Here is a 21,652-nt window from a genome sequence, read left to right on the forward strand (position 1 = left end):
TCAGCCAGCTGCTCCAAGGTAGGAAATTCTCGATCGACGAGTATCAACGCGAGTACAAATGGGGACACCATCATATGTGGCAGGAGACAGAAGACATACCCTCTCCAATGTTCGTGGGCGGGACTCGTGTCGGCCTAAATGAGGATGAACTTTGAACCTGCGGGCGACCCATTACGGCTACACCTATCAGGATCTCCTCACTGGTGTGGCGCTTGTTGACCTCATGCTTGGATCTGCCACGGACGTGATCGTCGACACCAAGGGATTCGACGGCGACAGGTTCGACGACCTAACCATCAGCTATCGCTCTGGTCGACGGGTGAGAGTGCAAATCAAGCACACCAACCAAGATCGCGAACTCTCGAAGGCGAGCTTCTCTGGTGACCGTCGAAGTCTCAAGCTCGATCTTCTATTGGATGCTCTCCTAGCCGACCTTGCTTCCTACCCCGACACGACATATCGAGTGATTGTTCGTGATGGCGACCCAGATACCGATCTCGCGATCGTCCTAAAGCCCGTCGCCCCTTTGATTGATCCTGGCCAGCCGCTGCCCGGCGTCGGTACCCGCAGGTTTAGGTTTGACCCCGAATCTCTGCGATCCAACTACCCGTGGAAACACCTCGTCCAACACCTCTCCGGCGAACAACTTGAAACAGCCTGTGCGGCTCTGATCATCGATACCAACGCACCTGCCAGCACCATCAATTTCACCGCGCCGGGGCCAGCCGAACTCGCACTCCTGCGCCGGGTGACCGAAGAGTTAGGTGCAGGCCGCCCGCCGAACACGCACCGCGCACCTGAAGACCTCGCGCTCGCCCTCACACACGCAGCCACTGCCGCACGCACACTTGATGGACAAGTCCGGAGAGAGGACATCTCACCGAGAATCGGCCTCACTACCGATTTCGGGGCGGTCGCTGAAGGCCACCCGGTTGAACCGGCTGTCGCGGTCCCTCGCGTCGGTGCGGCGGCTGAAGTGCAAGCACACATTCTGCGTATCATCCCCGAGGGAGGTCGCGCGATTCTGACCGGTGAGCCAGGGTCGGGAAAGTCTTGGCTCTGTGAGCAGCTTGCGAACGAGTATCGCGACGCTGGTTGGAGTGTCGCGAGGCACCACTGCTGGCTCGGCAAAGCGGACATTGACAGCGAGGAGCGCGTTCGAACAGACGTGGTCCTCGGCAGTCTTCTCGCGCAACTTGAAGAGCTTGTCCCAGAGGCATTCAAAGAGCTTCGCCCCCGATTCGCGGCTACCAGCGAAACCCTCGAAGCGGCGCTGCACGCGTGCCGCATCACCAACCCGGAACAGAATGTCCTCCTCATCGTTGACGGGCTCGACCACGTCGACCGAATTCTCGGGCGGAACACCGGAAGGTTCCTAGACCCCTCCCGAGTTCTGGTCGATCAACTAGCAAGCGTCACCCTGCCTCCAGGAGTCGCGATGCTCATCGCCAGCCAGCCGGGCACCCACCTCGACAACGCCAGCCCATGGAGCGGGGAACTTCTCCAAATGCCTCGCATGTCCCGGGAAGAAGTCGACCTACTTGCACGGCGCCACCGGCTGATCGCCCCCTCAGACGCCGCCGAGGGGAGCATCGAATCGGCCGGAGACAATCGGGCCATTGTTGACGCGCTTTACGGCAGATCTAGCGGCAACGCCCTGTACGCCACGTATCTGTGCCGTCACGCTTCGCGGATGTCTCCACTCGACCAAGGTGACGCTCCAACACCAACGCCAACGCCCGCGCAAGCGCTGCACAGTCTCGAACAGGTGCCCACGACGGCGACGGACCTCGCCGGATATTACGACCACCTTCTTGAGGGAATGACCGGTGATCAGGTGACCGCAATCGGCGCACTGGCGCTCTGCGATTTCGCGCTCACAGCGGCTGAACTCGGCGAGATGGTGCCGGAGGTGGCCCTATTCCTTGACTCTGCTCTGGCGGCACTCGCGCCCGTGCTGAACTCTCAGCCGGGACTTGGCGGACTGAAGGTCCATCACGAGAGCTTCAGTAGGCATATCCTCCGTGACAAGCCGGAAAGGTGGCTCTTAGCTATCCGCCAGAAGGCGGCCGCATGGCTCGACTCGCGCGGCTTCTTCGCTGATGCGCGAGCGTTCCGACATCTGCCCGACCTTCTTGCGTACCTCGACAGGTTCGACGAACTGAGTGCGCTCATCGGACCGCGTTTTGTCGGAGATGCAGTCCGAGCCCTCCAGCCGCCGGAAGCGCTGAAAAGGGTGGTCGCTACCATTGCGCGACAGAGCGAACTGCGATTTCACTGGCCAACCCTTGCAAGATGCATCGAAGTGCGTAAGGCAATCGCGGTATACGAGACTGAGTCGCTTCCTGACACCCTCACGCGCTACGGCGACGTTGTTGTCTCCCTTCTGGGCGCAGAGACGGTTGCCGGGCGACTCTTATATGAAGGGCGACCAACGTTCCCTGCTAGCTGGGGGCTGCAACTGTGCTGGATTGTCGACCGCGCGGGTGCGTCTGCTCCGTGGGCCGCCTACCTGCTAGCCATGAAGCGCGAAGATGAACGCGATCGGACAAACCACGTCGCAAATGACGATGACAGCACCCACCTTGCTACACAGCTGGCTAATCTTCGTGTTGGTACGCAACGGAACCTCGCCGACGACGACTTGCTCGAACAGGTAGCCAAGCACCTCGACGCCTACGAGGCTGCCGATCTGGGGGAACTGGTGGAGGTGTTCGTTGCTGGCCTCCCAATTGGGGTCATGCCGGCGGTCGTAACCAAGATGAAAGAACCGGCCAAGGCTGCCCGGGCTTATATGACCTTGGCCGAGCTGTCCTCCACCGGCGTACGCGGTCTTCCAGCGTCCTCTGACCTCGCCCGCGAGGCTCACCGGCTCAACCCCAAGGGCGACGTCATCGGATATCTCCGCTACGGAATCACCCCGAAGGATGTTCTCTCAGGACTTGCGATAAGCGATTTCGCTTCGGACTTGAGGGACGCCACGACCGCAATCACGACAAAGGACCACCCGAACTCAGCGTTCGTTGCCCACTGGCTTGAACTCCTAACCCTCGCACACGCCCTTGACCCGACCATGCCTCTGTCGCTGGCAGGCCAAGCTGCTGGTGCCGGTTTCTACCGTGAGTGGCTTCAGTTCGCCATCACTACGGTCGGGCTGGCAGACGACGTCGCAAAAGGTGTCACTACCGCCCAAGACGCATCAGTCGCCGTCCACTTTGCGCTCGAACGACTTGCAAGTCACGCCGAACCATTCACCGGCTCGCCCCGAGCTTGTGATCTCTATTCCATTAATTACCTCATTCACGACGTCATCGAGAACGCGCTCGTGGTCGTGCAACACGATGATCTGGAGCGGGTCCTTGAGCACCTCATCGCGATCGGCGAGGGAACGAGCACGTCGCTGATGGGCATGGCCGAGAACGGGCCGTTGACCACGAATGACCTGCTCGAAGTCCTCTCACGAGTCTCCGCCCATATTGGTGTCGGGCCCACGTATGCGCTGATCGAAGGGATCCGTGATCGTCGCGGCGGCGTACAGGGGATGTATTCGGTTGAAGCGGACTTCGAACTCGCCTCTGCTCGAATCTGCCTCACTGCCGGAGCGACCGATGAGGCACGAGAGTGCTGGGACCGCGCCGGCACGCTCCTCGCTTCGTACGGGGGACATAAAGACCCGACAATTGGCGAGTTCATCGACACCCTCCCGGACCTCGCAGATGTCGATATCCAAACCGCCCGTGGAGCGCTCGACAGACTCCTTGACCCCGCCTACCTGGTCAAGCAGCATACTGACGGCCGCGGCACGAATCACGTTCCCTTCGACTGGTGGGAGGCGGTAGCCCGAATCGATCCCATCGCGGCCGCTCTCGACGGCTCAACCCTCTGGCTCGCCGAACTCGGATTTGAAGACGCCCGCGTGCAGACTGCGCTCGAGGAGTTACTTGAGACCCAGAGTTCCGTCGCCGACCCCATTGTGATGGCGGCTCTGCGGATGGCTGCCGGCTCAGACTGGCGTCGCCCAGACATCGACGTCGCGGTCCTCACCCGCCTCCAACCCGAAGTCGGTCGGAGCACTGAAGCAGACGCAATCCTCACCTCAATTGCCAACAACATCGCGGCATCGTACGACGACCAGCCGCTGGTTCATGCAGGGGATACCACCAAGTCCGTCGCCACGTCCGAACTGATCGATTCCGTTGTGGCACTCGGCGGAAGCGCCTTTACGGTGCGCGAAGCGCGACGCGAGAAGGAGGGCACATCCGCACGCGATCGTCGGGCGGAGCCCTCCGACTTGCTCAAGGCACTCAACAGCCGTCAAAGGCCCGCACTGGCCGTAGGCCGCGACGGTGCAATATCTGCCGTCCGGGATTACAACAATAAGACCTATGACGACGACATAAACGAACCTCGGTGGAGCTTCGATGCTCTCGTGAACGCCATTGGTTGGCGCGTATTCGAAGCGGCGCAGAGTGGCGGCGCTGTCGCCGGTATCCAACTGATCGACGATGTCGCACACGAAATACCGAGCTACCGCGACAACACGATGCTCGCTGCAATTGGGGAGGGACTCGCTCAGCGTTGCGACGATGAGAGTATCGAGCTCAAGACGGTGGCCTCGTACTGCCTCACGTTCGCCTACACACGCATCCGCGGTGGCGGGGGTTGGCGTGCTTTCGCAGGACGCGAACGTGCTGACCTGTGGGTTCGAGCATATGCTCTCGATCCCGACACTGCTGAAACTACTCTCGCGGCTGCCGTCAGTCGCGTCGCACAAAGCGACTCGGAAACGCCATATGGTGTGAACCAGGCCATCGTCTCCGCCCTGGCAGCGCAACCCGCAGCCACCGCCGGCGGAACCGCCATCGCATGCTGGGATGCCGCCTTCGACATTTTCAAGGAACGCGTACCTGGGGACGCATCACGTGACCACCACGTGTACAAGCCGACAATGGGCCCTGGGGAACTGGGGGATCTCAACAACGCACTCGCCACCCTCGCCGTCGCATCCATCTCCCAAGGAATGCGAGCTGACCTCCGCCGCGCCCTTCTCGCCGTCACATTGCTGCTCACCTGCCGCCCAACACTTGGCCAGACCGCGCTCGTACGAGTTCTCGGGCAGCCCCTCGATGCCGCCCGCATGACCTGGTTACTTGAAGTAATCAAAGACTGTGTGCCGGTCGGGCGCTTAACAGACGAAATGTCGACTCTCCTCACCACACTCGCCCGAATCGACTTACTTTCCGTACGTGTGCTTGCCGCGGGGATACTCGCGGCCCATCACAAAGCGGTCCCAGACCCTCCAGCTACCAAGCCGGCGACAGCGCTACGGCTTGCATATAGTCCGTTTCGCGAGGAGTTCGAATGACCGACAGGGATGATAATTTTCGACGAGCAACTGCGATGGTCACGGCGACGATTGACGATCGGCTCAACGCCATCAACGAGCCTCGAGGCTTCCGTACCGCCGTCACCGAGGGCGTTTTTGCACGACTTGACTCCATCACATCCCGACTTCGCGTCCAATTTGATCACCTGCAAACCCGAGGCAGCGAACGAATCCCTGATGCGTACTTCGTGGATGAAATGGAAACTGAGAACGAGCTACAGAAGGTCAGCGCCGGTCTCCGCTCCGCGCTGGCGCTCGGCGGTATCTTGGGAAATCCGTTGGAGATCGAAGACAGCCTCGCTGCCAATCTCACCCCAACAGGCGGATGGGCGCGGCGTAGCGAAGCGTCGAGAGTCCCTCGGCCCAAGGCCAGACCCACCGTCTTCGAATGGTCCCAGCTGCCATTCACGTGGGCCGAGGACAAGGGCCTTGAGTGGCCACCGGCGGGCGCAACCGCTCTGGCTAAAGTTCGCCAATTTGTCGGCGAGGACGCGGAACGAGTTCGAGTCGGCGAAGCCCCGTACTCGCAGTGGGTTCAGCTCGGCTTTATCGAGCGACAACTGAGTTCTGGAAGAAGGCACCCGAAGTCCCCTCGCCGACAAATATTGCTCATGTCTGGTTTGGAAGGCTGCGGCGAGGCGCCGCCGCTGAACAGCGCTCCGTTGTCCGAACTTCCACCGGATCTGTGGGTGCGGCCTTACCGCGAACTCATGCCCGGGTTTGACCAGCAGCGTGCGCGTGCCGCAGTGGCGACTGCAGCCAAGCCGCTGGCCGCTTTGGTGTCCTTCGAGGGGTCGAGTGGAGCGCCAGCGACTGACCGTGGGCTGGGTCTTCACGAGTTCTGCTTGACGCCACAACTCGAAATTGTGGCTCTGCTAGGCCTTCGACCAGAAACCCCAGCCATCCGTCTCGTTCTCATCGACGACAAAGGCCCCGGGATCGTTTGCCGACAGTGGCGCAGGACTCCCACACCCGACGGACGCCATGGACCTGTCGAGCCCACCACACAAGGCGCAGACCTCATTATTCGCCCGGACCTCTTCGAAGTTCTTGAAGGGGCAATAGGACTTGATCGCCTTGCCCTAGGGGTCGGCGTCATTCATCACCAAGGTCAGCTATCCACTGAGAGCGATAACGAAGAATAACCTCGATGGTGATTTCACGGGGATGGTAGACGCGGACTTGAGAGTCTGTCGCAGGGGTCATGTAGCGACCTAAGAGGCATTGTCGTCACTCTGTGGCGCTGACGAGTTCGTCGCCGGTCTTCCTCATTGTTAATCTGCCTTCCACGTTTGGCCAGAGCCAGAATGGTTCTCTGGTAAAGACATTCTTCAGTTGCGATTCTTCGCTAGAGTCAGAGCCGCGTCCGGTGCATCGCTGAGACGACATAGGGGGGAGGGCCCGACCATGACTGCGTCAAGAAGGTCATCCGGGCGACTGGCATCGCTAACGGTCGGGGACTACTTGCTGAGGCTTGTGTCGAAGGTTCGGGGGACGGTTTCGACAGGAGGAGAGCTCGAAGAGGATCATTCCCCACGTCGCTCTCCATATGTATTTCTTGTCGACTGGCAGGATCCCGCGTTGTCCGGCTCTCCATATAACGTCGAGCCCAGTCGGGCCCTTCTTGGAGCGTTGCCACAGCCATTCACGGGAGCTTTCTGGATGTACTCTGGCGACCTCATATTCGGAGCGGGTCGCAATCGCATCAGCACTGTGGATACATTCAACAAGTCAAAAGATGACCCCTGGGCTTCAGGGCCACGGGTGGCAATGAACTCCGATCCCTCTGCCGACCTAGCCCTCGCCCTTGAGATACTCACCACTGCGGAGGGCGAGTGGGCCTCCTTCGTCGACGGCTTCGAAGAGCGCCAACTCATTCGTCACACGTATGCGATGCTCGCCAGCGACCTGAGCATCGAGGAAAGGCGGGCTATCCATGAAGCATTGTCACAGCACACCTGGTACCGAGGCGGAAGGGAAGTAATTCTTTCCAACCCAGTCCATCACCGCCTACTCGGACAAGTATTGCCAAATTGGTGGTTCGTTTCCGGTGCAGAGGCAGGCTATGACCGCCGTGAGTTCGGAGACGACGCGGAAGCGGGATCAATAGATTGGCTGGTCACCGGGTTGCCCTTCAGTTTGCTTGGTTTGCCGGTGGAAACCATGCCCTTGAAATTGCAGTGGCGTGCCGCGCAGTCAACGCACGACCTAGCTGCTCAGTCATTACTCAAACAGTTGGAGCAACTGTCGCACGGTGATCTCCTGGCTGAGGCATTGATCGCTTGGGCGCGAGACGATGATGCCAACGCGGAACTTTCACGCCTGGGCGCGCTGGCCCTTGAAGTCGGATCCTTGTCATACCCAACGTTGAGCGATTTGGAGACGAAACTAACTTCATATTCCTTGTCTCCTACACATCCCGTGGGCAAGCATAAGGCAGCCGTTTTATAGGGAAAGTCTCGGTATCGAAATTCAAGACTGGCGGTTGCTGGCGTTCCAATTAGTGGATGGTCTACTTCGATCTGGCCCCACGCGAACGAGGGGGCGTTTCGTGGATCAGTCGGGTGAGAGTCTGGTTCAGTACCACACCAACATTCGCGTTCGAGGGCTTTACGGGCGAACTGACGTCGTGCAGGCTGGATGGAAAGTTGACAGTGAAATGCGCGTCAAGTTAACTACGGCCCTGGTGAAGTCCAGTGTGGGGCGCGAACCCATTATTGAGATGGACTGTCCGGTTCCTTTGCACGACCGCAGCCAATGGCAATCGATTTGGGAATCAGCCCGCAACTATGCTGACAATTTTGCGGACCGCTACTGGGTCCCCCCGCTTGCGCCAAGTGGCGAGGAATTGGTCTCGGAAATTGATCGAGTCTTCGTATCATTGACAGTTTCAACTCGGCACACCGACTTTCTCAACTGGCTTGTTCAAGGCAGGCTGAACTGGAGCGCTGTTACCGCGAGCATCGAGATAGAAGTGCCTTCTTGTGCGAGACTGCGTGCCCTTCCTTGGGCCGACGCTGCCGCTAGAGCTCTTGAGCTGAATGGCATCAGTTCCGTAGTGACTTTCTGGCAACCGGTCGCTGAACCATAGCGGCGGCCCAATCGCTGGCCAAGAACTGCGTCCTTGGCGGGTTTCGGCCGTGCTGACATAACCGGGCGTTATCGGACGCGGAGAATCCCACCCATACTCACCGGGAGAGCGTTCGAGCGGGCTCGCCGGTGTACTGCGGGGTAGCGGGTCGTCTCGACCGGGCCTCGCTTCGCCGTACTGAGCCTGCTCGCCGCTTCATTCCGTCTGGTCGGGAATGCTGAGGGTAGTGTCTGGCGCGAGACCGTTGTCTTTCAGATACTTCAGCGCACGTTCGATGGTCTGGATCTTCTGCTTCAGTTCTTTGAGTGCCGGTGATGATTCGTCTGAGAACTCGTCGAGCCGCTCATATTCACGCCGAACCTCGATCTCGGTTTCGGCCAGAATTCTCCAGGCAGCCGGATCCTGTTCAAGTTCTTGACATTGCCGCAGAATTGCTGCGGCCAGCTGGCGTTCCACAACCGCTTCGAGGGTTGCTGCGGTGGTTCCGGGGCTGGCCAGGCCAAGAGCGAGGCCGCTGCCACCCGCAGTGAGGAGGGTGCCAGCAGTCAGGAGGCCCCCCATCATCCCGCCCGGCCCGAACGCCGCCAGCGCGCTGGTGATCACTGCGGCTCCGGCCAGACCGGCGCCAGCGGCGAGCGCCAGGCCGCCGGTCACCAGGACGATCAGGGCCGCCCCGACACCAAGCGCACCCCACTTCATCCAGTTCACTCCGCGGCCGCTGCTCAGCGCCTCTTGCGCACGTTTGGCGGCCGCGAATACATCGGCGCCGTACTGGCTTCCCAGTCCCATCTCGGCGGTGAGATCTTTCATGGCATCCCGCCACTTGTCTTTCGAGATCGAGATCTCAAACGGTCGGATGACGTTCTCGGCTGCAAGGATCGTCAACAGGACGACGGCCTCGTCCTTTGGGATGTGGCTGCACGGGAGCGGTTCGGGCACAGTAGCGTGCGGATCGGACAGATCGAAGGCGAGGCGTGCAACAGCGAACGGCATTCCTCTGCGCCTTCTTTCCTCGCTGTCGTTTCGTCGTCTGATGCCGTCGACGACGGCCCCTTGCACTTGTCGAAGGGCGCCGGCGAAACGATCCTGTTGGTCGCCTTCCAGTCTCATCTTCGTGAGGTGCGCGTAGCGCAGCGCCACGAGAGCCATCTTTTCTATCTCGTCCACGGGGATGTCGAGACCCTTATCGATGCCCGCAAGCTCCTTCGACCTGGACCCGAAGAGCGCGAAGCCAATGGCCGTCGCCACCGCCTCGTTGGAGAGATACTCCGTCGCGGCATGCGCCTTGGTTCCCACCTTTTTCGTGTCAATCCGAAAATCGACCATCCACGGGAAGACGGAGGACACACCACGGTGGGCGGCCACCGGGTCAGGGGCGTTCCAGAAGTTCACCCACCATGCCAGGTTCGTCGGCGGTTCTTTGAGCGTCTCTCGCAGTTTGTCAACATCGAAGCTTCCGTTCGCCAGGGGGCTCCCGATGGTCACCATGCCGGCAACTTCGAGGCCAGGCGGCAGGCGCCGCACGAGGTCGGCGGCGATCACGGAGCCGAGGCTATGGCCCACGATCACAAGCCTCCCCGACTCGGGCAGTTTGGTGAGGATACGGTGCAGGACTTGCGCGCGAATCTCAGGATTATTGAGGTAGTTGTGCGCTTGCTTGAAGAGAGGCAGTCCGACGGCGACACCGATAACAGCGTCTCCACCTGGCTGGCCATTGCCGCGATCGTGACGGCCGAGTCTGAACTCAACGGTGCCCATACGGCGCTCGAAGTCCCGGCGGTTCTGCCTGGCCGCATCGCGGGGAGGCTGCTTGATCGTCACACCCGGCAGCGGGACTTTGTCGTCCCAGCCCTTGAGTGCGTGCGCGTACTTGGGCGCGATCACTCGCACTGTGTTCAGATCGGGGTATCCCAGACGAGTCAGTGCCTCTGTCACAGCGATCTTCCACTTGTCGTCCTGATCGCCGTCCCCAACCCCATGTAAGAACAGCAGAATCGGTTCGTTCGACAAAGGAGCCCCCAGTCCGCGCCGCCCTTCGGCATTCAGAGCTGAATACCCAGGACTTCAAGTCAAGACTAGCGAGTCCACTCGGAACTCCTTGCGGCCCTGAAATCTCCTCCCCAAGGGACACAGGGGAGTACTCGTGACGGCGATCTGGGCGTACAAGCGCCCGCCGGGACGCCCCGTGCGCGAGGCCTTGACCGGGCTGATCGCCGGGGCTTGGCTGCACCGTTCGGCGGCTGCAGCGACCCCCGTGCGGTTTTCTCTCCTCGGGCCACTACCCTGAATGACAGCGGCACGCTGCTGGCTGCTGGCTATACAGACCGGGGGCTGTTCTGATGGGACTGATGAGAGCGGCTTCTGACGCTATCGGTGGTGTGCTCGGCGACCGATGGACGGACTTCTCCACGGTTCTTGAAAGCGATCGACGAGCTGATCGCGACCGGACTGTCCGCGCGCACTCCTTCGGCGAGCTAGCCGAGACTGGTTCGGTCGACGGTCACACGCAGACCGGAATCCAAGCGTGAGTAAACCTGACGTGCCGGCCAAGAGGGACGTCGCATCGCGGGAGCCCGTCACCAAAGCTGCAAGGAGCCGCCGCTGGTCCCTGGGGGCACTCGCTGGCGCATTGGTGGTGGTCCTCATTGTCATCGGCCTTGGCTACGTCACCGGCCAGGCGGACTCCGACCACGACGGGTTGACGAATCGCGTCGAGGTGTTCGGCTGGGGCACGCTCGGTGGCAGCACGTTCACCACGAATCCTCTTGCGGCCGATACGGACGGCGACGGGCTCACAGACGGAGACGAGGCCGGTCAGGTGGTCTCAGACCCCGACGAGAGCACGATCTACGCGGGAATTTCCAACCCCACCAAGGTCGACTCCGACGACGACGATCTCCACGACAAGCATGAGACGAGCGGCTGGCTGAGCACGAGGGGCGCGGTCTACCGAACCGATCCCATGGATCCCGACACTGACGACGACGGACTCACCGACGGGGACGAAGCGGGCCCGGCGATCTATGACCCCGGCAAGGGCATCGAATTCGGGGCTTTCTCGAGCCCGCTGATACCCGATACTGACGAGGACGGCTTGTCCGACACCGCTGAGGCCGATCTCTCCCTCGACGCGTTCGATCGCGACAGCGACGGCGATGAGCTCGAGGACGGCCGCGAGGTCGAGCATCTCGGCACCGCTCCGGATGTCGCTGACACCGACGGCGACCGCTTCGATGACGGGTACGAGGTCGAGAATCAGGAGAGCCAGGGACTCGACCCATTATGGTTCGATGCAAAGGTCGAGCCATCGACCTATGCGCGGGACTTCGCCCAGGGGGCGGTATACGGCGAGATCAGGCCGGGTGATTCTCTCGCCTGGTTTGCCGGCAACCTTGCCTCCGGAAGCGCCAGCTTCATCCCCGGAGTCGGCTGGGTGGTTGGAGGGGCTGCCGACTTACGCGATGCCGTCGGGTCGAGCATCCACGCCGACTGGGTCGGTGCAGGCTTCAGCGTCGTCGGCTTGGTACCGGCCGCTGGCGACGCGGTCGCTATCCCCGCCAAGGCCTCGAAGTTCGTCCTCCGTCACCCCGAGCTTGCCCCCGCTGTCGGTGCTGCCATCGTGGCGCTCAAGTGGGTTCCGGACCATGTCAAGGTGGCGACCCTCACGCAGACCACGAAGAGCTGGCCGGACCTCCAGGCCTCCGGCTTCAGCGATAAGTCGCTTCTCCGGCTTCAGGGGGGCAGGGTCAGCCCCGAGAGTCTCGCTGAGGCCATGAAGCGCCCCGGTCACGTCAAAGCCGGTGGCCGCGCTCGGTTCTTCGCCACGCCTAAGGAGGCAGAAGCATACCTGGCCAGCACGCATGGAGTGAAAGATGGCGGTGAGTACACGCAGGTCGGGCATTCCACGAAAGACTGCATTGAGGTCTGCAATGCCGTTGTTCGGCGGTTCGATGTCGTGGCTAAAGAAGTGGCTCACGAGTCCAAATTGGGTCGTGTCAATCTGAGCCCGTCGATCGAGCGCCAGATCAGGTCGGATGCTTACCTGGTGCAGAAGGGCGATATCAAAGGTGCTCACTGGGACTTCTTCGCCAGTTCGGTCTCGAACACGATGGGACCGAGCGAGCCGGTGCTCGATCTCCTTGACGAGCTCGGTATCCCGTACACGATCCATGTCCCCGCTTAGGAGGCGCTCGATGCCTGCCTCACACTTCGTTGCGATGACGCGGGCCGACTGACGCGGCTCTCAACCTCGGCGGCCCGCACGTTAGCGGAGCACCGGCGGGGGAGTGACGCCCGGCCGGACTGGCGGGTTTCGGACCTGCTGAAATAACCGGGCTATCCGCGCTGCTCTCCCGCCTTCTCCTGACGTCAATGTCAATTCCGGGCTAGAGATGGGGGGCGGAAGTTGGTTATGATCGGGGTTAAAGCAGTTGATACAGGGGGATCACCTGTCAGTGCTCGGCGACGAGCAGTGGCAGGAGGGCGTCATTATCGCCCTGACTCCTCCACATTGGAGGGGGATCAGGGTCGTATGGCTGCGCACGGCGCGCCCGTCGCGGATGAAGAGCTGGCGGCCCACTCCTTGGTGTTGTTCAGGCCGGTGACGGTGATGGTGACCTTTCCCCTGGCGTGCTCCTCAACGAAGTAGCGGATCGCCTCAGGCGTCTCAGCGAGCGGGTAGCTGCGGTCGACTGGCGGCGTGATGGTGCCGGCGTCGATGAGTACCCGAAGAACTTCGAGGTCGGCCCCGCTCGCGGCTGCGGAGAGGGGTCGAAGGCTCTGGGTCACGAACATGCCCAGCAGCATCGCTGCAAGCATCCGTCGGATCGGACCGAGCACGCGTCCCCCGTTGCCCGACGCCAGCACAAGAGTTCCGCGACGAGTGAGGGCCCGCCTGCACTCGGCTATCGATCGGTTGCCGACGAGGTCGAAGATGACGTCGTAGCGAGCCCCGCCCGTCGCGAAGTTCTCAGCCGTGTAGTCGATGACGTGGTCTGCGCCCAACGTCCGCACGAACTCGAGATTTGCGGTGCTGCAGACGCCAGTCACTTCGGCCCCGAACGCCCTAGCCAGCTGCACGGCGAAGGAGCCGACTCCGCCGGACGCCCCGTTGATGAGCACCTTGTCGCCTGGCTTGATCTTCGCGACATCCCGCACGCCCTGCAGCGCCGTCGTTGCGGCGATCGGCACGGCAGCCGCTTGGTCGAAGCTGATTCGTGAGGGTTTGTGAGCGAGGCGCTTCGCGTGGGCGACGGTGTACTCGGCGAAGCTGCCGGCATCCACCTCCGCATACACCTCCTCGCCCACGCTGAAACCGCGCACATTGTCGCCCACAGCCTCGATCACGCCGGCTACATCCCTGCCCCGCGTCGAGACCTTGGGCCGCCGCAGGCCGAACGCCAACCTCGCAACGAAGGGTTCACCCTGCAGGAGCAGCCAATCGGCCGCGTTGATGGATGCTCCCAGGACCCGGATGAGGACTTCGTCCTTCGCCGCTACGGGCCGGGGAACAGTCTCGTATTCGAGAGTGTCAAGTCCGCCGTAGCGGTGTTGGGTTATCGCCTTCACCGTTCTCAGCGCCCCTCGGGGTTAAGTCCGTTGACCGGCTCGTCGAGGATGAGCGGCCTGGGGTCGCCTGGGATGGCGTCGGCCATGGAGCGCAGCGCGCCCGACCATCCTTCGCTCGCGCCACCCGCGGGCACGGTCACCTGGCTCAGCATTGGGCGGGCAGTCACGGCTGCTGCGGCGTGCGGAGTGGCTCGCTGTCGAGGCTGGCTGCCAGGGTCGCCGGTGATGCGGTGCGGCGTGGCCAGGTCCAGGCGGAGCGCAGGATGAAGGTCAGGATCAGCACCTCGACTCCGATGGTGAGGGCGTAGTAGAAGGCATAGTCCCAGGTCGCCCCTGCCGCGTTGAACACCATGATGGGGATGTACAGCGATGCCACGGCGAGGTTCGTCACGCGGTTCATCCGAGCGGGCAGCGTCATGGAGAGCAGTGCCATCAGGGCCGGGATCGCGATGATCACGAAGAAAATGGACATCAACGTCCCGCTGATGTCGAACTCAAAGATGACGCCACCCCGGATTTTGTCGATTTCGCCGGGCTGGTAGAGGTGGAAGTAGTCGATGTAGATGACGAGGAACATGAGGCTGGTCCAGGCTGACGCAAGCTTCGCCTGCACGGGCATGCGCAGATTTTCCAGCGTGCTCTGGGACCGCGGATTCTCTAGTGCGGTGTGGGATTGAGGCGTACTCATCACAATGCTCCTTGGCTTGATTTGTGAGACCGGGACTTACGGGTGTAAGAACCGGTCCCCAGCGTAGCCTTACGTGCGTAAGTGCGCAAGGATGGGAGCATGACGTCACGCACACCGCTGAGCAGGGCGAGGGTCATTGGTGCGGCCGCCGCGGTAGCCGACCGCGCGGGTGTTGCCGCCGTGAGTATGCGCAGTGTCGCGAAGGTGCTCGGCGTTGAGGCGATGTCGCTCTACCATCACGTGCCAGGCAAGGAGGCGCTGCTCGACGACCTCGCCGACTGGGTGTTCGAGAGGATCGAGCTGCCCGAGGTCGGCGCTACCTGGCGGGAGGCGCTGACCGACCGGGCACGATCGGCACGGTCGGTGCTCACGGCTCATCCGTGGGCGCTGGGGATGATGGAATCGCGCCCAACCCCTGGCCCGGCGCTGTTGCAGCACCACGACCGGCTACTGGGCGTGCTGATGACTGACGGCTTCAGCGTCGTCCTCGCGACACACGCGTTCTCCGCCATCGACGCCTACGTGTACGGGTTCGCGCTGACCGAGACGAGCCTGCCGTTCGAACCGGGGGACGGCTCCGAGGAGGCGTTTGCCGTCAAAGTCGCGGCGCCGGCGGAGCTGTATCCGCACATTGCGCGTTCGCGCGCCGAGCTGTTCGGCGCTGGCGCTGGCGGTTACGCGTTCGCGGACGAGTTCGACTATGGGTTGGAGCTGCTGCTGGAGGGCCTGGAGCGTCGGGTCGCCGACGATATCCCCGCGCTACGCGAGCGTTCGAATCGAGGCACCCGGCGAAAACCGTAAAGACCCTACGAAACGTCTAGGCTCCTGAGGTTATCCGGGCGGTCGTGTCGAAGGTCTCGTGGACCTCTAGGTCGGCCGCGGCGGGCAGTGCCGTAACTCACACCTTCTTCGAACGCCCGCAGGGGTGAACGCTGGCCTTTCCAGCAATCAAGAACCTCCATCAAATCCGGGGCGCGATACTACTGTTGCCGCATGTCTGCAAACGATCCACTGCCCCACCATCCCGCTCCGGATAACCCGTCAGGGAAGCTGATTCTCTTGCGTCACGGGGAGACGGAGTGGTCGAAGGATGGCAAACACACTGGGCTCACGGATATTCCGCTCACTGCCCGGGGAGAGGAACTTGCCCGCGGCGCGGGCAGGTTGGTAGCTGTCGCTCTGATCGCGCACGGCCATTTCCTGCGCATTCTGACCGCCGTGTACCTGAGGATGTTCGCGAAACTCTTCACGAAACGGTCCGGTTGAAACAAAAAAGGAAATCGCTCCTGAGGCTTTTCTGGAGCGATTTCTGGCTTAAGTGGTTCTCGCGTCCGTTTCCGGTCGCGATTTTTGAATCGTGAGCGTGATCTCGGTTGTTAGTGTGTTTTTCGGCGTTTTCAAGCGCGCCGGATTGTCTTGAATGTTGGGTGTTACGCCCTCTGGGCAGTATGTGGTCCGCAGCGGGCCGTATACGTCCGGAGTGGTGATCCGCCGGTCTCCTCCGATAAAGGGTCTTTGGCCTTGTCTGGCCGCACGACGCCGACTGTGGGTGTCGGTGTAGGGGTTGTGCCATTCGCGGTCGCGTCGGCGAATCGTACGGACAACGGGTTCCCCGTGGACGAGCTTCTTGGCGTCGTCCTTGATTTTGTCGCTGATGAAGGCAGCGATTTTGCGGGGGTTGAAGTTCGTCAGCAGGATGGTGACGCGACCTCCGAAAATTCGGGGCGCTGCGTGCAAGACTTACGGCGGAAGCGACATATTCATTAAGTGAGCATCGCCGACACCCCAGCCACCGCCGACATGAGCGAGGGAGCGGCGATGCCTGAGAGCGCGGACCCGCCCAAGACGGCGGCCGACGTCGACTGGTTCACCGTGATCGTCCGGGCGCACTCGACTGCGCTCGTGCGCTACTTCGCCCGCCGCGGACCGCGTCAGGATGCCGAGGACCTGGCCGCTGAGGTCTTCGCGACAGCTTGGCGACGCCGCAATGACCTGCCACGGGAGGCGGTGCTGCCGTGGCTGTATCGCACGGCGGGATTCACGCTCGCGAATTCGCGCAGGAAGCACATCGATCTTCCCGTCGACGCGGTGCCCGAGTCGGGCGTGGTGCGAGTCGACGGCGATCCGGAATTGAACCTCCTATTCGATGCGGAACTCCGCGGTGCGCTTGCAAGCGTGGGGGAGCGAGACCGGCAGATCCTTCTCCTGCACGCGTGGGAGGGGCTCGACGGGGCCGAGCTCGCCGGCGTGCTCGGCATCTCCCGATCCGGGGCGGATGCCGCGCTGTCGCGCGCGCGCAAGCGATTGCGAGAAGCCTGGGGCGAGCGGATGTCGTTCTAGGGCCTCTGCAAGATTCGGCACGCCCCGCACATATAACAGGTGAACCGAAATTCCGGAGGCTGATCGACATGAACGACGACGACAAACAACCAGACCCGGTTGCCCGGCTGCGTGCCGCCGACCCAGCGGGGGAGATCGAAGCGCGTGCCGGGTTCGACGACGAGGTCGTCGCGCGGATCACCGGCCTTGAGGCTGAACCGATGGGCGACTCGGCACCCGTGGCCGACCTGGCCACGGCTCGAGCAAGCCGCAGGCCCCGCTGGCTCCCGTTCGTCGCAGTCGCGGCGTCGATCGCCATCGTGGGCGCCGCGGGATACGGGATCGGAGCGACCACAGGCGGGCCGATGAGCCTCGCCGACGGCGCTGCTCCGCCCATCACTCTGCAGTCCAACGGGGGCCCCGAAAGCGTCACGCAAGGCGCAATAGAACCGTCCGTGGGCTCTGGCGCCGCTATCGACCAGAAGATGTCTCCCTTGACCTACCCCTACGGATCCGTCCGGAACGCCTTCAGCGCCACCAGTCTTGGCACGCAGGCGGGCACAGCTCAGTCCTACGCGTACGACCCCCGTTCCGCATCCAACGCCGACAAGGTCACCGCGCTAGCCGCGGCGCTCGGCATCGGGTCATCAGCCGAAGTGCGGGACGGCAGCTGGGTCGCCGGCCCGCGGGACGGCAGCGCCCCGAGCCTGTCAGTGAGTCTCGACGGAATGCTGTCCTTCTACTTCCAGAACCCGGAGATGAACCCGTGGCAGTGCGAGGGTGACCAAGTCTGCGAGCCGACCGGCGAGCCGCCGAGCGAGGACGCTGCAATTGGAGCACTTCGCGCGCTCCTCGCCGCCGCGGGTCGGGACCCTGCCGCGTTCGAATTCACCTCTCAGGTGTGGGAAGGCTCTCCCACGCGAGCCGCCGAGGCAAGACCGGTCATCGACGGGCAGCAGCTCGACCAGGGGTGGTCATTGGAGATGGCAGAAGATGGTGTCGTCTCCGCCAACGGTGCCCTCGCCGACGTCGTCGCTCTGGGGATGTACCCGGTGGTAAGCGAGCAAGAGGGCTTCGAACGACTCTCAGACCCGCGGTTCAGCGCAGCGTCGATGACTCTGCCGATGGCCCTCCGTGATCAGGCGTTGACGACCGAGGAGTGGGTGGCGCCGATGGAGCCGCCCGCGACACCAGTCGCCGGTACCTCGGTCTCATGGCCCGTGAACAAGGTTGAGATCGTCAGCGCACAGCTCGGTCTCGCCAGCCAGTGGCAGCCGGACGGGAGCGTCCTGGTGGTCCCCGCGTACGCGTTCACGGATGCCGAAGGCGGCACCTGGTCGGTTCTCGCCGTCGAGGAATCGATGCTCGACTTCCGGGCTTTTTAGACCATCGTTCACTGCCGGTTCGTGGGCGGGGAAGGCTTCATCGAGAAGCCCGACGTGCCCGGCCGGGTCCGCCGATCAGGACAACCCGACGATCTCGCCGTTGTCGTCGATGTCGATGCGTTCGGCTGCCGGTGCGGACGAGAGACCAGGCATAGTGCGCATGTCGCCGCAGATGGGATAGATGAACCCGGCCCCGATCGACGCACGCACCTCACGCACCGGCAGTCGCCACCCGGTGGGTGCTCCCTTGATTTTGGGGTCGGCCGACAGGGACAGGTGTGTCTTGGCGATGCACACCGGCAGGCTGCCGAAGCCTGCCCGCTCGTACTTGTCGAGTTGCCGAGCTGCCAGAGGCGAGAGGTCCAAGCCGTCGGCGCCGTACATCTCGCGCGCGATCACATCGATCTTGTCGACCAAGGGAAGTTCGTCGGGATAGAGCCGGTGGAAGCCCGACGGTTCAGCGCAGGCCTCCGCAACCGCCTCGGCCAGCTCGACCGCACCCCTGCCGCCTTCGGTGAAGTGGTAGCTGATCGCCGCGCGCACACCTTCCTCTGCCGCGACGTTCATGATCGCTTGATGCTCACTGTCGAAGTCGGTGGGAAATGCGTTCACCGCAATGACCGGCGTCACTCCGTGCCGTCGGATGTTGGCGATCTGCCGGCGCAGGTTCTCTGCCCCGGCGATGACATCGTCGGGATTCTCGGCGAGCATCTCCGGTGGCAGCGGTCGGCCGGCGACGACCCGGTACTTGTTTGAGTGAGTTTTCAGGTCACGCACGGTCGCGACGATGACGGTGGCATCCGGCGCCAGCCCGGAGGCACGGCACTTGATATTGAAGAACTTTTCCGCGCCGATGTCTGCACCGAACCCCGCCTCGGTGATGAGGTAGTCGCCGGCATGGATGCCGATCAGATCGGCGACGACCGAGGAGTTACCGGTGGCGATGTTCCCGAACGGACCGCTGTGGACGAGCACTGGCGTCTGCTCCACGGTCTGCATCAGGTTCGGCTTGATGGCGTCCTTGAGTATCGCGGTCATGGCGCCGGCCGCCTTGAGCATCTCGGCGGTCACCGGTTCGCCGCCGCGGTTGTAGCCGACGACGATTCTTCCCATCCGTTCACGGAGATCCTGCAACGACGTGCACAGCGACAACAACGCCATCACCTCGCTGGCTGCGGAGATGTCGAAACCGGATTGGAACGGATTGCCGTCGTCAGGACCGCCGAGCCCGGTGATGATGGTGCGCAGCTCGCGATCGTTGACGTCGAGGACACGTCGCCAGGTGATCTCATGGGGGTCGAACCCGAGACGGTTTCCCTTGTGGATGTGGTTGCCGATCATCGCCGACAATAGATTGTGGGCCGCGGTAACGGCGTGCGTGTCGCCGGTCAGGTGCAGGTTCAGTGCCTCCATCGGGACCACCTGAGCGTAGCCGCCACCAGCGGCTCCGCCCTTGATGCCGAACGTCGGCCCCATCGACGGCTGCCGTATCGCGACGATCCCGAGCTTGTCGATGTGCCGGAAGCCCTGACCGAGCCCGACCGCGGTGGTCGTCTTGCCCGACCCGAATGGAGTCGGCGTGATTGCGGTGACGACGACATACTTGGCCCGTGGACGGTCACGGAGCTCGTCGATCGCATCGAGGGAGATCTTCGACGCCGCACTTCCGTACGGTTCCAGCAGGTGTGGACCGATGCCCATGTCGGCTGCGACTTCTTCAAGCGGGCGACGGGCCGCAGCGCGCGAGATAGCGAGATCCGACGGCATGGCCGTGGTGATTGATCGAGATGGCTTGAACATGGTGCCTCCTCAGCGACTCAGCGCCTCGGGGGCCTGGTGACCCAAGCGTACTGTCAGGCCAGTCGTCATCAGTCCCCGCTAAACGAAACGTGATGAGATGACTTTCCGAGACGCTCGGGGCAGGGGCGCCGAGCTCAGAGACTAGGTCAGGCTCAGCGCTTCCTCATCGGCCGCAACATTCTTCTGCACGGCGAATTGGGTCCGGTGCAATTCCTCGTACCGCCCACCCACAGCCAGCAGTTCCTCATGCGTACCCCGCTCCACGATCGAGCCGTCCTCAACCACGAGGATCAGGTCCGCGCTGCGGATAGTGGAGAGGCGGTGTGCGATCACCATCGCCGTCCGTCCCTCGAGCGCCTCGCTGAGCGCCGCCTGCACGGCGGCCTCAGACGTCGAGTCCAGCGCCGCCGTCGCCTCGTCGAGGATGACGACGCGCGGCTGGGCGAGCAGGAGCCTCGCGATGGTCATACGCTGGCGCTCACCCCCGGACAGCCGGTAGCCACGCTCTCCCACCATGGTGTCCAGCTGGTCCGGCAGGGACCGGATGAGCGGCTCGAGCCGCGCACGGCGGACGGCGTCCCACACCTCGTCGTCGGACGCCTCCGGCCTCGCGAGGCGCAGATTGGAGAGGATGGTCTCGTGGAACAGGTGGCCGTCCTGCGTCACCATGCCCAGGGTGTTTCGCATGGAGACGAAAGTGACATCGCGGACATCCGTTCCCGCGAGGCGCACGGCGCCGCTGTCGACGTCATATAGGCGCGAGAGGAGCTGCGCAATTGTTGACTTGCCGGCACCGGACGTACCAACGAGGGCAACGGTCTGCCCCGGCTCGATCCTGAAGGACACGCCGTGCAGCACCTCCTCGCCGCCGCGGGTGTCCAGCGTGGCAACCTCCTCGAGAGAGGCGAGGGACACTTTGTCCGCGGACGGGTAGGCGAAGCGGACGTTGTCGAACTCGACGGCCACTGGGCCTTCGGGGACGGCGACGGCGTCGGGCTTCTCCTTGATGAGCGGGTCGAGGTCCAGCACCTCGAAGACGCGCTCGAAGCTGACCACCGCGCTCATGATCTCTACCCGTGCGTTTGCGAGGCTGGTCAGCGGCGCGTAGAGGCGGGTGAGGAGGAGCGCCAGGGTGACCACGTCACCGGTATTCAGCTGGCCGGCGAGTGCGAGGAAGCCGCCGAGCCCATACACGAGCGCGAGGGCGAGAGCGGAGACGAGCATCAGGGCGGTGAAGAAGACGAATTGCAGCATCGCGGTCCGGACCCCGATATCGCGGACGCGGGCCGCGCGGACGCGGAACTCCTCGGCCTCCTCGTCGGGCCGGCCGAACAGCTTGACGAGGGTGGCGCCGGGCGCGGAGAAGCGCTCGGTCATCTGCGTGCTCATGGCGGAATTGTGGTCGGCGGCCTCGC

The 21,652-nt window shown here is 62.8% G+C and carries 14 protein-coding genes and 1 pseudogene; 9 read left to right on the forward strand and 6 right to left on the reverse strand.

Features of this window, described 5'->3' with window-relative positions:
• The first annotated feature begins 151 nt into the window (after nt 1-151).
• The 4 genes from E3O22_RS08630 (at nt 152) to E3O22_RS08645 (ending at nt 8,477) form a co-directional block, all read left to right on the forward strand.
• Complete coding sequence (locus tag E3O22_RS08630; protein ID WP_134395822.1) at nt 152-5,365, forward strand: NACHT domain-containing protein; 5,214 nt, start codon at nt 152-154, stop codon at nt 5,363-5,365.
• Nucleotides 5,362-6,531 (forward strand): hypothetical protein, encoded by a 1,170-nt coding sequence (locus tag E3O22_RS08635; protein WP_134395824.1) that lies wholly within the window; start codon nt 5,362-5,364, stop codon nt 6,529-6,531. The genes E3O22_RS08630 and E3O22_RS08635 overlap by 4 nt, the downstream gene beginning before the upstream one ends.
• Before the next feature lie 568 nt (nt 6,532-7,099).
• Nucleotides 7,100-7,837: a hypothetical protein gene (locus E3O22_RS08640; RefSeq protein WP_134395826.1), complete on the forward strand. Its 738-nt coding sequence runs from the start codon at nt 7,100-7,102 to the stop codon at nt 7,835-7,837.
• A gap of 100 nt (nt 7,838-7,937) precedes the next feature.
• A complete protein-coding gene (locus E3O22_RS08645) occupies nt 7,938-8,477 on the forward strand; it encodes a hypothetical protein (protein ID WP_134395828.1) in 540 nt (179 codons plus the stop codon).
• A 195-nt stretch (nt 8,478-8,672) separates the two neighbouring features.
• Here the strand turns inward: E3O22_RS08645 and E3O22_RS08650 are convergent, their stop codons facing one another.
• Nucleotides 8,673-10,487 (reverse strand): alpha/beta hydrolase, encoded by a 1,815-nt coding sequence (locus tag E3O22_RS08650; protein ID WP_134395830.1) that lies wholly within the window; start codon nt 10,485-10,487, stop codon nt 8,673-8,675.
• A gap of 622 nt (nt 10,488-11,109) precedes the next feature.
• On the opposite strand from E3O22_RS08650, the gene E3O22_RS08655 reads away from it, so the two are divergent.
• Complete coding sequence (locus E3O22_RS08655) at nt 11,110-12,660, forward strand: hypothetical protein (protein ID WP_134395832.1); 1,551 nt, start codon at nt 11,110-11,112, stop codon at nt 12,658-12,660.
• 338 nt (nt 12,661-12,998) lie between these two features.
• Here the strand turns inward: E3O22_RS08655 and E3O22_RS08660 are convergent, their stop codons facing one another.
• The 3 genes from E3O22_RS08660 to E3O22_RS08665 are packed head-to-tail and all read right to left on the reverse strand — an operon-like array spanning nt 12,999 to nt 14,733.
• Entirely contained in the window at nt 12,999-14,045 is a 1,047-nt protein-coding gene (locus E3O22_RS08660) for an NAD(P)-dependent alcohol dehydrogenase (protein ID WP_134395834.1), read from the reverse strand.
• Nucleotides 14,046-14,050: 5 nt separating this feature from the next.
• On the reverse strand, nt 14,051-14,212 hold the full coding sequence (locus E3O22_RS15900; RefSeq protein WP_166784600.1) for a hypothetical protein: 162 nt from the start codon (nt 14,210-14,212) through the stop codon (nt 14,051-14,053).
• Nucleotides 14,209-14,733: a DUF6326 family protein gene (locus tag E3O22_RS08665; RefSeq protein ID WP_134395836.1), complete on the reverse strand. Its 525-nt coding sequence runs from the start codon at nt 14,731-14,733 to the stop codon at nt 14,209-14,211. The genes E3O22_RS15900 and E3O22_RS08665 overlap by 4 nt, the downstream gene beginning before the upstream one ends.
• Nucleotides 14,734-14,832: 99 nt before the next feature.
• Between E3O22_RS08665 and E3O22_RS08670 the strand changes: the two genes are divergently transcribed.
• From E3O22_RS08670 to E3O22_RS08685, 4 genes and pseudogenes are all read left to right on the forward strand, one after another.
• A complete protein-coding gene (locus E3O22_RS08670; RefSeq protein WP_134395838.1) occupies nt 14,833-15,534 on the forward strand; it encodes a TetR/AcrR family transcriptional regulator C-terminal domain-containing protein in 702 nt (233 codons plus the stop codon).
• 192 nt (nt 15,535-15,726) lie between these two features.
• A pseudogene (locus E3O22_RS08675) lies at nt 15,727-15,903 on the forward strand (histidine phosphatase family protein); the annotation flags it as partial.
• A 597-nt stretch (nt 15,904-16,500) separates the two neighbouring features.
• Nucleotides 16,501-17,073 carry an RNA polymerase sigma factor gene (locus tag E3O22_RS08680; protein ID WP_241976581.1) on the forward strand — a complete coding sequence of 191 codons (573 nt, stop codon included), beginning with the start codon at nt 16,501-16,503 and terminating at the stop codon, nt 17,071-17,073.
• A 68-nt stretch (nt 17,074-17,141) separates the two neighbouring features.
• Complete coding sequence (locus tag E3O22_RS08685) at nt 17,142-18,437, forward strand: hypothetical protein (RefSeq protein ID WP_134395840.1); 1,296 nt, start codon at nt 17,142-17,144, stop codon at nt 18,435-18,437.
• Between the two features lie 75 nt (nt 18,438-18,512).
• Here E3O22_RS08685 and E3O22_RS08690 read toward each other — a convergent pair whose 3' ends face one another.
• Both E3O22_RS08690 and E3O22_RS08695 read right to left on the reverse strand, forming a co-directional pair.
• Nucleotides 18,513-20,237 carry a formate--tetrahydrofolate ligase gene (locus E3O22_RS08690; RefSeq protein WP_198410585.1) on the reverse strand — a complete coding sequence of 575 codons (1,725 nt, stop codon included), beginning with the start codon at nt 20,235-20,237 and terminating at the stop codon, nt 18,513-18,515.
• 141 nt (nt 20,238-20,378) lie between these two features.
• A partial coding sequence (locus E3O22_RS08695; RefSeq protein WP_134397091.1) for an ABC transporter ATP-binding protein occupies nt 20,379-21,652 on the reverse strand: 1,274 nt, incomplete at its 5' end.

This window comes from Cryobacterium sp. TMT2-18-2 (genome assembly GCF_004402245.1).
GTDB classification, from domain to species: Bacteria; Actinomycetota; Actinomycetes; order Actinomycetales; family Microbacteriaceae; genus Cryobacterium; species Cryobacterium sandaracinum.